Source organism: Bacillus sp. PDNC022, from assembly GCF_016919285.1.
In the GTDB taxonomy this organism is placed as follows: Bacteria; Bacillota; Bacilli; order Bacillales; family Bacillaceae; genus Bacillus; species Bacillus safensis.
Genome location: NZ_CP070345.1, coordinates 1,022,853 through 1,035,255, shown reverse-complemented (window position 1 = coordinate 1,035,255; position 12,403 = coordinate 1,022,853). Strand labels below are relative to the sequence as shown.

General features: G+C 41.5%; 10 protein-coding genes. 9 read left to right on the top strand and 1 reads right to left on the bottom strand.

Annotation, left to right across the window (positions count from 1 at the left end):
- The first annotated feature begins 9 nt into the window (after positions 1-9).
- The 3 genes from JVX94_RS05415 to JVX94_RS05405 all read left to right on the top strand — a co-directional run bounded on the left by JVX94_RS05415 (position 10) and on the right by JVX94_RS05405 (position 3,407).
- A complete protein-coding gene (locus JVX94_RS05415; RefSeq protein WP_205184789.1) occupies positions 10-1,431 on the top strand; it encodes a LutB/LldF family L-lactate oxidation iron-sulfur protein in 1,422 nt (473 codons plus the stop codon).
- The gene (locus tag JVX94_RS05410; protein ID WP_205184787.1) at positions 1,431-2,153 is read left to right on the top strand and encodes a LutC/YkgG family protein; all 723 of its coding nucleotides are present in this window, start codon (positions 1,431-1,433) and stop codon (positions 2,151-2,153) included. The genes JVX94_RS05415 and JVX94_RS05410 overlap by 1 nt, the downstream gene beginning before the upstream one ends.
- Positions 2,154-2,498: 345 nt before the next feature.
- Positions 2,499-3,407: a DMT family transporter gene (locus JVX94_RS05405; protein ID WP_144470624.1), complete on the top strand. Its 909-nt coding sequence runs from the start codon at positions 2,499-2,501 to the stop codon at positions 3,405-3,407.
- Between the two features lie 12 nt (positions 3,408-3,419).
- On the opposite strand, the gene JVX94_RS05400 is transcribed toward JVX94_RS05405, so the two are convergent.
- Positions 3,420-3,611 (bottom strand): hypothetical protein, encoded by a 192-nt coding sequence (locus tag JVX94_RS05400; RefSeq protein ID WP_144470626.1) that lies wholly within the window; start codon positions 3,609-3,611, stop codon positions 3,420-3,422.
- Positions 3,612-3,721: 110 nt separating this feature from the next.
- On the opposite strand from JVX94_RS05400, the gene JVX94_RS05395 reads away from it, so the two are divergent.
- The 6 genes from JVX94_RS05395 (at position 3,722) to JVX94_RS05370 (ending at position 12,401) form a co-directional block, all read left to right on the top strand.
- Positions 3,722-5,938 (top strand): RNA ligase, encoded by a 2,217-nt coding sequence (locus JVX94_RS05395; RefSeq protein ID WP_205184786.1) that lies wholly within the window; start codon positions 3,722-3,724, stop codon positions 5,936-5,938.
- Between the two features lie 64 nt (positions 5,939-6,002).
- On the top strand, positions 6,003-6,713 hold the full coding sequence (locus tag JVX94_RS05390; RefSeq protein WP_095408603.1) for a DUF421 domain-containing protein: 711 nt from the start codon (positions 6,003-6,005) through the stop codon (positions 6,711-6,713).
- Between the two features lie 261 nt (positions 6,714-6,974).
- On the top strand, positions 6,975-7,523 hold the full coding sequence (locus tag JVX94_RS05385; protein ID WP_206762025.1) for a TetR/AcrR family transcriptional regulator: 549 nt from the start codon (positions 6,975-6,977) through the stop codon (positions 7,521-7,523).
- An 18-nt stretch (positions 7,524-7,541) separates the two neighbouring features.
- Positions 7,542-10,685 carry a bifunctional cytochrome P450/NADPH--P450 reductase gene (locus tag JVX94_RS05380; RefSeq protein ID WP_205184785.1) on the top strand — a complete coding sequence of 1,048 codons (3,144 nt, stop codon included), beginning with the start codon at positions 7,542-7,544 and terminating at the stop codon, positions 10,683-10,685.
- Positions 10,686-10,879: 194 nt separating this feature from the next.
- The gene (locus tag JVX94_RS05375) at positions 10,880-11,788 is read left to right on the top strand and encodes a trypsin-like serine peptidase (protein ID WP_039178896.1); all 909 of its coding nucleotides are present in this window, start codon (positions 10,880-10,882) and stop codon (positions 11,786-11,788) included.
- Between the two features lie 232 nt (positions 11,789-12,020).
- The gene (locus tag JVX94_RS05370) at positions 12,021-12,401 is read left to right on the top strand and encodes a NucA/NucB deoxyribonuclease domain-containing protein (RefSeq protein ID WP_223250982.1); all 381 of its coding nucleotides are present in this window, start codon (positions 12,021-12,023) and stop codon (positions 12,399-12,401) included.
- Positions 12,402-12,403: the final 2 nt, after the last annotated feature.

The following is a 12,403-nucleotide window of genomic DNA, read 5'->3' as shown; positions in this document are numbered from 1 at the left end:
GAACGGCACATGAGTATGAAAATTGGAGAAAAGGCCTTTAAAGAACGGATCGGGGAAGGTTTAGAAGACGCTGTCATGAGAGGTGCTGTCTCCTCAGCACAGGAACGTCTGTATAAAAGGCGGCTGACTGCAAGCGAGGAGCTTGGCAATTGGGAAAAGTGGCGTGAGCTTGGCGAGGAAATCCGGCAGCATACGCTGACGCATCTTGATGACTACTTATATCAATTAAGTGAAAGTGTAAGTACACGCGGAGGTCATGTCTTTTTTGCGAAAACAAAGGAAGAGGCATCAGCATATATTCAAGACGTGGCACAGAAAAAAGCAGCCAAAAAGATCGTCAAATCAAAATCAATGGTCACAGAAGAAATCGAGATGAATCAAGCGCTTGAAGAGATCGGCTGTGAAGTGGTCGAAAGCGATCTTGGCGAATATATTCTGCAAGTGGATGACCATGAACCGCCTTCACATATTGTGGCACCTGCCCTTCATATGACGAAAGAACAAATACGGGAAGTTTTTCATGAGAAGCTAGGGTATGAGATGTCAGAAACACCTGAAGAAATGACGAATTTTGTGAGAGCCATCTTGCGTGAAAAATTCCTCGAAGCTGATATTGGTGTGACCGGCTGTAATTTTGCAGTGGCCAACACAGGGTCCATCTGCCTTGTGACAAATGAAGGGAATGCGGATCTTGTCACGGCTATACCGAAGACGCATATTGCCGTTATGGGAATGGAACGGCTTGTTCCAACGATGGAGGAACTGGATGTCCTTGTGGGTCTTTTGTGCAGAAGCGCAGTCGGTCAAAAATTAACTAGTTATATTTCTGTTGTGGGACCAAAAGGAGAAGGAGAAGTGGATGGACCAGAAGAATTTCACTTGGTCATTGTGGACAATGGGCGGTCAAATATATTAGGAACGGACTTTCAGCCTGTTCTCCAATGTATCCGGTGCGCAGCCTGCATCAATGTATGCCCGGTTTACCGGCATGTTGGCGGACATTCGTATGGTTCGATTTATCCGGGGCCAATCGGTGCTGTTCTTTCACCGCTTCTTGGCGGCTATGATGACTACAAGGAGCTCCCCTTTGCATCAAGTCTGTGCGCAGCCTGCACGGATGCTTGTCCAGTGAAAATTCCACTTCATGAGTTATTGATTAAACATAGACAGGTGATCGTAGAAAAAGAGGGCAGAGCGCCTAAAGCTGAAATGATGGCGATGAAAATGTTTGGCATGGGGGCATCGTCTCCCGGGATGTATCAATTTGGAACAAAAGCAGCCCCTGCGCTCTTGAATCGTATGGCTTCAAACGGACAAATTTCAAAAGGAATAGGCCCTTTAAAGAATTGGACAGATATTCGTGACCTGCCAGTTCCAAGTAAAGAAAGATTCAGGGATTGGTTTAAAAAGAGACAAAAGGAGGAGAAGTGATGAAGGGGACCATTTTTCACCGAGAGTCGTTTTTATCTCATATCCAGCATCAATTAGGTAAAAGCTCCTCCCCATCTGCATCAATTCAGCGTCCGAAATGGAGGAATCAAGTCCAGTGGGAAACAAACGGATGTTTGTCTAAAGATGAATTGCTCGAGCAATTGAAAAAGCAATGTCAGCAAATTCACACAAGAGTGGTCGAAACAACACCAGAGGAAGCGCCCTCTGTATTACGATTATTGATTATAGAATATGGTGAGGGTTCTGTAGTAACATCGCATGATCATCGTTTTGAACAATATGGATTCCGCCCTATGTTTGACAGCTTGCAACAAGACGGAATGTCCATCACCTGCTGGAATACAGACGCATCAAGAGAAGAAAACTTAAGGCAGGCAGAACAAGCGAAATATGCAGTTGTGTTCAGTGATTATACCCTTGCAGAATCAGGTACAGTTGTTCTTTCATCCCACCAAGGTCAAGGAAGAGCGCTGCATTTTTTACCGACGATGTATATCGTGTGTATAGAGAAAAGCTCGATTGTTCCGCGAATGATTCAGGCTGTTTCGGCTCTCAATCGCTCAGTAGAAGAGGGGGAGCAGGCGAAAAGTGCCATCCATTTCATATCAGGTCCAAGTAATTCTGCCGATATTGAAATGAATTTAGTAGTAGGGGTTCATGGTCCAGTTCAGGCCGTTTATCTGTTAATAGATGATGAATGAAGGCTTTCGTGATGAAAGCCTTTCAGCGTGTAGACAAACCCTCGCATTCTTTGTCAGTCCTGCGCGCCTGTGCTCACGAATGTTCAATTCGCTCCGCGCCAATGCTCGTCCTTCCTAGACTTCAAAGGTTTTCTATCACGCTGAAAAGAAGACAAAGGGCTAAAATAAAAATCATTTTAGCCCTTTGTCAACAATCTGGAAGGCTTTCGTGATGAAAGCTTTTTTTCATCCAAAAAGCTCACGCCAGTTTTAAAAAATCATCTTGCCACTAGGTGAATGGACATAGTAAGATGACGACATACAAGATGAACTGCTCATCTACTGCTGATGTAAAGGAAGCTGCTAATGGAAATGAAGACAACTGCTCAAACGAAATCAATTGCACTGCCGCTTGTGATTTCAATTATTGCCATTTCGTTTTCTGCAATCATTGTGAAATGGTCAAATGCACCTGCTGCTATTTTAAGTATGTATCGAATGATCTTTGCGGCGGCTCTCATGCTGCCGTTTATCCTGCCTAGAAAAAAAGAATTTCTCTCGATAAAACGCAGAGACTGGTTTTTCTTATGTATGTCAGGCTTCTTTTTAGGACTCCATTTTGTGTTGTGGTTTGGCTCACTGAAGCTGACGACAGTGGCAAGCTCTACCATTATTATCGCCCTTCAGCCAATGGTCTCCTTATTAGGCGGATTCCTCATTTTCCGTGAACGAACGACGATGTCTGCTCTATTGACGATGTGTGCAGCGATTGTTGGTGCCCTCATGATAGGCTGGGGAGATATTGGTCATAGCAAGGAAGCCATCTTAGGAGATATTTTATCCTTTTTGAGTGTGATCGCTGTTGTTTGTTATTTGTTAATAGGTCAACAGGCTGTAAGAAAAATATCTCATTGGATTTATAGCTTTTGTGTATTTGGTTTTGCCGGTCTTTTTTTAATTTTATTCAATCTGCTTCAGCAAACTCCTTTTATAGGCTATCCGGGTAAAGAGTGGGGAATTTTTTTATTGCTCGCCATCATACCTACGATGTCTCATGTCATTAATAATTGGCTATTAACCTATGTTAATGCGACAACCATTTCAATGAGTATTCTTGGTGAACCTGTTGGGGCAACGATACTTGCTGTATGGCTGCTTGGAGAGAAAGTCACACTGCTTCAAATGCTTGGCGGTCTGCTTGTTCTTTTAGGCGTCTTCTTCTTTTTGATGCAGCAGCGTCAAGGAATCGTGATGAAAACAAAAAAATCCGGTTAACTCCCGGATTTTTTACTCTTTTAAATCGTTTTTTTCAATCACTTTGTTTAATCTTGCTTCGATTTTTTTCAATTCCATTCGTTTTCTTCTGATCATGCGAAACGCGATGACAATGATGGTCACAATAAAGGCAATGAATAGAAGAGAGAACACTTGAAATAGAAGATCTCCCATGTTGAATGCCATATTCTCTCCATTTAACATACGTAAAACCTCCTTTTCTATCTATATATTACCATATTCAATAAAAGATTGAGATTTATCCATAATTTATCTATAATAGGTAAAATATCACTCATTAAAGGAGAACCAATATGAGAACTTTAGTCCTTTTAAGAGGTCTCCCAGGCGTAGGTAAATCAACATGGATTAAAGAACAAGGCTTAGAGCCTTACACTTTATCAGCGGATCAAATCCGGCTGTTGACGCAGCCGCCGCAGCTATCAGTCAATGGGAAACTAGAAATTTCAAGCAAGCATGACCACAAAGTTTGGTCTTTATTATTCGATCTACTCACAGCCCGTATGGAGCGCGGAGACTTTACTGTGATTGATGCGACACATATTTCAAGTAAATCGATTTCTCAATATAAGTCTTTAGCGACATCTTATCGTTACAGGGTGTATGTCGTCGATTTCGCGCAGGTACCCCTTGAAACAGCTCTTTTGCAAAATCGCTCACGTGAATCTCACAAAGTGGTGCGTGAATCTGTTTTGTATCAAATGAACGAGCGGTTAAAAACAGAAAAGGTCCCATCATGGGTGACTGTTTTGCAGCCGGAGGAATATCCGCAAGTGATGACCTATCAGCCTCGATCCTTTGATCAATATGAGGCCATTCATGTTTTCGGAGATGTTCACGGGTGTTACACCGCACTTACCACCTATTTGCAAGGAGACATCAAAGAAAACGAACTTTATATTTTTGCAGGTGACTTGCTTGATAGAGGCATAGAAAACAAAGAAATATTAGAATGGATGCTCGCCCATAGAGAATGCCGGAATGTCATCGTCATTGAAGGCAATCATGATCAGCATTTATACCGGTTTGCACATGGTGAAAAAGTTAGAAGCAATATGTTTAACAGGTATACTGCGCCTGAAATCGAAGCAGCAAACTTTGATTTGAAGGAAGTACGACAGTTTGTCAGAACCTTTCATCAGCTGACTTATTTTACGTACCATGATCAGACATTTCTTGTTACCCATGGCGGTCTTGCTCATTTGCCGAAAGAGCTTCTTCATGTCTCAACACAGCAGCTCATTCACGGCGTAGGAGAATATTCAGATGACATTGATCACTTATTTGTTCAAAATACAGCTGGGCTGGATATCATCCAAATTCACGGGCATCGCAATTTATATAGACTGCCTATTCACGCAACGGAAAGATCTTATAACCTAGAAGGTCAGGTAGAATTTGGGGGGCAGCTGCGGGTGTTGAAAATCACAGCTGACGGGATTGAGACTCATGAAATTGACAACCCAGTCTACAGAGCCTCTGAGAAAAAACAATCGGCTGCTGTTCTGCCAGATATATCACTGGATGATTTTTTAGCTCATTTAGATCAGCATGAATACGTACAGGAATTAAAGCTTCCACACCATATTTCGTCTTTTAATTTTACGAAAAAGGCTTTTAGTGAACGTCAGTGGGATGATGTGAATGTGAAGGCAAGAGGTTTGTTTGTCAATATGGTTTCAAAGCAGATTGTGTCTAGAAGCTACAATAAATTTTTTAACATTGATGAGCGTCCGGAGACAAGAATGCAGCATTTAGTGAACCATCTACAATTCCCTGTCACCGTATATGATAAAGCAAATGGATACTTAGGAACTGTTGGGTATAATGAAATGGAAGATGAATTGGTGTTTACGTCCAAATCGTATACATCACATGTGAAACAAAATCAGCATGCTACCTGGGTCGAAGAGCTATTTTATAAGACCTTCAGTGACGTGCAGGCTGATTACATCAAATCATACGTTCGTGACCACCATGTATCTCTTGTGTTTGAAGTCATTTTGCCAGAAAAAGATCCGCATATTATCACCTATGAACAAGATCAACTCATTCTACTTGATATTGTGAAGCGGCAATTAAGCTATGAAAAAGCACCATTCGCTGAAGTGAAAAGATTAAGTGAACAGCTTGGAATATCCTGCAAGCAGGAAGTGGCTGTTTTCCATGATTGGACGTCTTTTTATAAATGGTATCAAGCAGTCTCTCATGATGACACAATTAAAGAAGAGGGGTATGTTATTGAGGATGATCGCGGCTTTATGACCAAACTCAAGCTCCCTTATTATCAATTTTGGAAGCAGATGCGCGGGATAAAGCAGCGCGTTGCAGAGAAGCGTTCCTCGCAAAAATATATGAATGCTTTACAGACAGCGGAGCAAGCTAGATTTTATACATGGCTTCTTGAGCAAGAAGCAGATCATGTGAGGAATAGCACAATTATTGAACTGCGATCACAATTTGAACAAAGCGGTACTGCCCAAATGAATAATGATGAAATAAATGCATAGTCTAACAAAGAGTCTTTTCTAAGGAAAAGGCTTTTTTTGATGCAATTGAAAGGTGGACACTTATATGCCTGACCATATTGAAGTCATTCTTCGGACGATGTTTGCTTTTGCGATTTTATTTGGAGGAGCACGTCTTTTAGGGAAACAAACCATTGCGCAAATGAATATTTTTGATTTTATAGCAGCCATTAGCTTAGGTTCAATTGCAGCGAACCTGGCGTTTAATACAACGCTCCCGCTTCAGCACACAACGATTTCCTTTGTGTCACTTGTCTTGATTATTTATGTGATTTCCCTGCTTGCATTAAGAAGCCGGAAGATGAGAGGGTTCATGGCTGGTAAACCAACACTTGTCATACAAAATGGAAAAATTCTTGAAGAAAATATGAAAGGGATGAGATATACCCTTGATTATTTAAATCAGCAGCTGAGAGAAAAAGACATCTTTAATATTAGCGAAGTTGAATTTGCGATGATTGAAACAGATGGGCATATGTCAGTGAAAAAATATCCTTCGTTTGAAAATGTCACGCGGAAGGATCTTGATTTGTTCATGAATGCAGAGCGTTACATGCCGATTGAAGTCATCATGGACGGGAAACTCATCCAAAAGAACATACATGAAAATCAATTAACAGAGCAATGGATAGAAGAAGAGCTTAAAAAAAGGCAGCTTTCCTTAAAGGACATTGTTTATGCTGTTCGTTCAAGTAATGGAAACTTATATATTGATACATATGACGATCATATTCAGTCTCCAATCGATCAAGAATGAATGTGTAGTGCCGATGACACCCACATGACACAAATTTGCCAATCTTTATAAGTCCTTTGGATGTCATGTGACTAGGTATCATTTCTTAATTATTATTATTTTCAGAAAATGTGATGACGTAATAAAATAAGTATGTTTAAGTATAAATAGATGAAATTAAAATATTAATATAATATACCGCAAACGGAATGAACGTTCATTCCTATATTTTTATAAGGAGGGGATGAAGTGCCAGCAGTGACTGATAAACAAGAACAGATTATGAAGGCTTCACTAGACTTATTTATTGAACGGGGCTTTGATGGCACAACGATGCCGATGATTTCAAAAAGAGCAAACGTCGGAGCAGGAACCATTTATCGTTATTTCGACAGCAAAGAGGCACTCGTCAATATTTTGTATCAACGTAGTCTATCTACTTTTATCGAAAAAATGAACACAAACAGTCCAGATCCAAAAGCAAGTATCAGGGATTACTTTAAGCATGTATTTTATTGTTTGGTTTTGTTTACAAAGGAGAATCCAACCGGGCTATATTTTTTAGAAATTGATAATCGGTCCCATTACTTAGACGAGACAAGCAAAGAGAAAATGCAGCATTTGTTAAATGAGCTATTCCTTATCTTTGAAGAAGGGAAAAAGGATGGGATTCACCCGAATCTTTCAGGTAGAACCATTTTATCGATTGTATTTGGTGCCTTTGTGCAACTGCATAAACAGATCCTTGCAGAGGAAATAGAGCCAACAATTGAATTTATAGAGGAAATTGAGCAATGCTTATGGCGCGCCATTAGCGTTGCATCTAAATGAAATAAAGGGAGTGGGAATATGCAACAAACATCAATCATTCCAAAACCAAAAACATACGGACCGCTAAAAAACATCCCTCTGTTGAAAAAGGGAGAGCTATCTCAAACTTTTTGGCGGCTGGCAGATGAATTAGGAGCGATTTATCAATTTGAATTTTCAGATATAACCGGTGTTTTTGTTTCCAGTCATGAGCTTGTCCAAGAAGTATGTGATGAGAGCCGATTCGATAAATTCATCGGGATTAGTCTTGATAAAGCAAGAGCATTTGCAGGAGATGGCCTATTTACAAGCTGGACAGAAGAACCAAACTGGAGAAAAGCTCATCAAATTTTGATGCCGGCGTTTAGTCAGCAGGCGATGAAGGGCTATCACGAGATGATGCTCGATATTGCAACGCAGCTTGTGCAAAAATGGCAAAGAACAGGCCGCGATGAAGAAATTGAAGTAGCAGAGGATATGACAAAACTCACTTTAGATACAATTGGTCTTTGCGGTTTTGATTTTCGGTTTAACAGCTTTTATAAAGAGAATCAGCATCCATTTATCGAAAGCATGCTGAAAGGCTTAAATGAAGCGATGGACCAATCGAAAAGATGGCCGATTGCAGATAAACTCATGATCAAAAGAAGAAAAGAATTTGAGCAAAATGTCGATTTTATGAAGCAATTAGTAGATGATATTATTCAGGAACGGAAAAAACAAGATAAAACGGGCGATGATTTGCTGTCCCTTATGCTGCATGCGACGGACCCTGAAACAGGTGAGCGTTTGTCAGATGAAAATATCCGTTATCAGATCATTACCTTCTTAATCGCGGGGCATGAAACGACAAGTGGTCTGCTATCATTTGCGATTTATTTCTTATTAAAGAATCCAGAGAAACTAAAGAAAGCCGTCCAAGAAGCAGATGAGGTGCTACAGGACGGTCTGCCGACATTTAAGCAGGTGCAACAGCTAAGCTACACCCGTATGGTGTTACATGAGGCACTTCGACTTTGGCCGACTGCGCCTTCTTTCTCAGTTTACGCTAAAGAGGACACAGTAATCGGGGGGAAATATCCGATTCAAAAGAATCAAAGTGTCTCTGTTCTGCTCCCTAAATTACACCGTGATCCAGCGGTATGGGGAGAGGATGCTGAAGAATTTAAACCAGAGCGGTTTACGCATCCTGAGAACATCCCGCAGCACGCCTACAAACCCTTTGGGAATGGACAGCGTGCATGTATCGGTATGCAGTTCGCCCTGCATGAAGCTACGATGGTTCTCGCGATGGTTCTGCACAATTTAGAGTTAATTGATCACACATCATATGAGCTTGATTTAAAAGAATCTCTCACAATTAAACCTAACGATTTTAAAATCAAAGTGCGGCCAAGGAAGCAGCAATTCTTTATGGCACCGCCGAAAGAAGAACCGAAGAAAAGCACCAAATCTCATGAGTCAAAAGTGGCGAGTCACGGTACACCGCTGCTAGTTTTATACGGATCAAATCTTGGTACGGCGAAGCAAATAGCGAACGAATTGGCTGAAGACGGGAAAGCAAAAGGGTTCGATGTGACCACTGCGCCGCTTGATGACTTTACACGCCAATTGCCAGATACAGGCGCTGTCTTCATCGTGACCGCTTCATACAACGGACATCCACCTGACAATGCGAAGCAATTCGTGGATTGGTTGACGCGGGATGAGGCGCAGGATTTATCAAACGTGACATTTGCGGTCTTTGGATGCGGGGATCGAAATTGGGCGAGTACGTACCAGCGGATCCCCCGTCTAATTGATGAAGCTCTGGAAAGAAAAGGAGCCAAGAGAGTAGTTGATTTAGGAGAAGGTGATGCAGGCGGTGATATGGATGAGGATAAAGAAATCTTCCAGAAAACAGTCTTCGAACAGCTTGCAGAAGAATTTAAGCTCACCTTCCAAGAAAAAGGTAAGGAAAAACCAAACCTATCAGTTGCTTATACTAATGAGCTAGTGGAGCGTCCTGTAGCTAAAATATATGAAGCCTTTTCAGCTGTTGTATTGAAAAATGAAGAATTACAATCAGAAAAAAGCACGCGGCAGACAAGACATATTGAACTGAAATTGCCTGCTGGAAAAGCATACAAAGAAGGGGATCATATTGGGATTGTACCGAAAAATAGTGATGCACTCGTTCAGCGTGTGACCCGCCGCTTTAAACTAGATCCAGAGCAGCACATAAAGCTTTCATCTGAGAAAGAGGCAAGTCATTTACCATTAGATCATCCGATTCCAATCAAAGAATTACTTGCCTCGCATGTTGAGCTTCAAGAGCCTGCGACACGTACACAGCTAAGAGAGCTTGCAGCACATACTGTATGTCCGCCTCACCGCGTGGAACTTGAACAAATGGCTGGTGAAGCATATCAAGAAGCCATTTTAAAGAAACGAGTAACCATGCTGGATTTATTAGATCAATATGAAGCGTGTGAGCTGCCGTTTGTGCACTTTTTGGCGCTTTTACCAGGTTTGAAGCCGCGTTATTATTCGATCTCTAGCTCGCCAAAGGTAGATGAAGAAAAAGTCAGTATCACAGTGGCAGTTGTAAAAGGTAAAGCATGGAGCGGCAGCGGAGAATATGCCGGAGTCGCATCAACCTATTTATGTGGTCTGAAAGAAGGAGAAGAAGTAGCCTGCTTCCTGCATGAAGCGCAAGACGGATTCCAGCTGCCTCCTTCATCAGACATACCGATGATCATGATCGGACCAGGTACAGGAATCGCTCCATTTAGAGGATTTGTTCAGGCAAGAGAAGTGTGGCAGAAGGAAGGGAAGCAGCTAGGCGAAGCACACCTATATTTTGGCTGCCGTCATCCTCAGGAAGATGATCTGTATTTTGATGAAATGCAGCTTGCAGCGCAAAAAGGAGTTGTCCATATCCATCGTGCTTATTCTCGTTACGATGAGCAAAAAATATATGTCCAGCATTTGTTGAAAGAAGACGGCGGCATGCTGATCGAATTGCTTGATCAAGGTGCTTATCTGTATGTGTGCGGAGACGGAAAAGTAATGGCCCCAGATGTAGAGGCTACACTGATCAATCTCTATCAAAACGAGAAAAAATGCTCGAAGGAAACAGCTGAAAATTGGCTGACAGCTCTCACAAATGACAATAGATATGTAAAAGATGTGTGGAGTTGACAAAGAGGAAAGACCGCCTATTAGGCGGTCTTTTTCTGCTCTCATAGAAAAAGATCGATAGAATGAAGGTTGGGAAGATACAAAACACCTAATTTGAAAATGAAATATTTTGTAAAAAATAAGAATATTCTCTCATTTACTCCAATATGAAACAATCGTATGATTTTTGATATAGGACATAAAGGAGGAATATGATGAAAAAGGTGAAAATGTTACTCCCTTCTCTTCTCGTTTTTGGTGCTTTAAGTGTGCCTAGTTTTGCCCATGCCGCATCGGATTCAGTACTAACGTCTGATTATGACATGGTGACTTCTGATGGAAAAGTGATCTCTTCAAGTGATTTCCACAATGATACGAAAGCCCCCTCATCCTTTGACAAAGTGGATGATCTTTCTTCTACTGTTGGCGAAAAAGTAAAACCACTATCAAAATATTTAAAAGATTTTCAAACGAAAGTCGTCATTGGAGACGATGGTAGAACCAAAGTAGCAAATACAAGAGTGGCACCATACAATTCGATTGCTTATATTACATTTGGCGGCTCCAGCTGTACGGGGACACTCATTGCTCCTAACAAAATTTTGACAAACGGACACTGCGTATACAATACAGCATCGAGAAGCTATAGTGAAAAAGGAACTGTATATCCTGGTATGAATGATAGTACTGCGGTGAACGGTTCAGCAAAAATGACTGAGTTCTATGTGCCAAGCGGGTATATTAATACTGGTGCAAGCCAATATGACTTTGCCGTGATCAAAACCGATACGAATATTGGCAATACGGTCGGCTACCGATCCATCCGCCAGGTGACAAACTTGACTGGGACAACCATTAAAATCTCTGGATATCCTGGTGATAAAATGAGATCGACTGGTAAGGTGTCACAATGGGAGATGTCAGGTCCTGTGACGAGAGAAGATACGAATCTAGCATATTATACGATTGATACATTCAGCGGAAATTCAGGTTCTGCCATGCTAGATCAGAACCAGCAAATCGTTGGAGTTCATAACGCTGGGTATTCAAACGGAACGATGAATGGCGGTCCGAAAGCGACAGCTGCCTTTGTCGAGTTTATAAACTATGCGAAAGCGCAATAAAAAATAAAGCTTGTTTCCTTCATAGGGGACAAGCTTTTTTGTATGGATCGATTTAATAGGAGTCTTATTTCTAACCATCATTTTTTTTCATGTCTTCCGCGAACCACTCATACATTAAAATGACACATTTCCTTTCAGTCAAGATGATGCTTAAGATGGATGAGGAGGTCACGCGCTTTTGAAGATGAAAAAAGGCTGGATCGCTGCTGTCGCCTTATGTTTTGTGATATGGATGGGCACGTTGTTAGGTGGATTTGGAGAGAAGCAGGCAGCAAAAGGTGCTGATCGATATGATCATGTTGTTCAATTTCCAAAGGAACGATACCCTGAAACAGGCAGTCATATTCAAGATGCCATTCGAAAAGGGCATTCAGATGTGTGTACCATTGACCGAAATGGAGCAGATGCCCGCAGGCAAGAATCATTAAAAGGAATTCCGACAAAACCTGGCTTTGACCGGGATGAATGGCCGATGGCGGTTTGTCTTGAGGGAGGAAAAGGCGCAAGCGTTCAATATGTCAGTCCATCTGATAATAGGGGAGCAGGCTCATGGGTCGGCCATCAAATCAGTGGGTTTCCTGATGGAAAAAGAATATTATTCATTGTGAAATAAAT

Coding starts and splice junctions, on each gene's coding strand:
- JVX94_RS05415 (WP_205184789.1), top strand. CDS start 10: ATGAGTATGAAAATTGGAGAAAAGGCCTTTAAAGAACGGATCGGGGAA.
- JVX94_RS05390 (WP_095408603.1), top strand. CDS start 6,003: ATGCCTGACCATATTGAAGTCATTCTTCGGACGATGTTTGCTTTTGCG.
- JVX94_RS05380 (WP_205184785.1), top strand. CDS start 7,542: ATGCAACAAACATCAATCATTCCAAAACCAAAAACATACGGACCGCTA.
- JVX94_RS05405 (WP_144470624.1), top strand. CDS start 2,499: ATGGAAATGAAGACAACTGCTCAAACGAAATCAATTGCACTGCCGCTT.
- JVX94_RS05395 (WP_205184786.1), top strand. CDS start 3,722: ATGAGAACTTTAGTCCTTTTAAGAGGTCTCCCAGGCGTAGGTAAATCA.
- JVX94_RS05375 (WP_039178896.1), top strand. CDS start 10,880: ATGAAAAAGGTGAAAATGTTACTCCCTTCTCTTCTCGTTTTTGGTGCT.
- JVX94_RS05410 (WP_205184787.1), top strand. CDS start 1,431: ATGAAGGGGACCATTTTTCACCGAGAGTCGTTTTTATCTCATATCCAG.
- JVX94_RS05370 (WP_223250982.1), top strand. CDS start 12,021: ATGGGCACGTTGTTAGGTGGATTTGGAGAGAAGCAGGCAGCAAAAGGT.
- JVX94_RS05385 (WP_206762025.1), top strand. CDS start 6,975: ATGAAGGCTTCACTAGACTTATTTATTGAACGGGGCTTTGATGGCACA.
- JVX94_RS05400 (WP_144470626.1), bottom strand. CDS start 3,611: ATGTTAAATGGAGAGAATATGGCATTCAACATGGGAGATCTTCTATTT.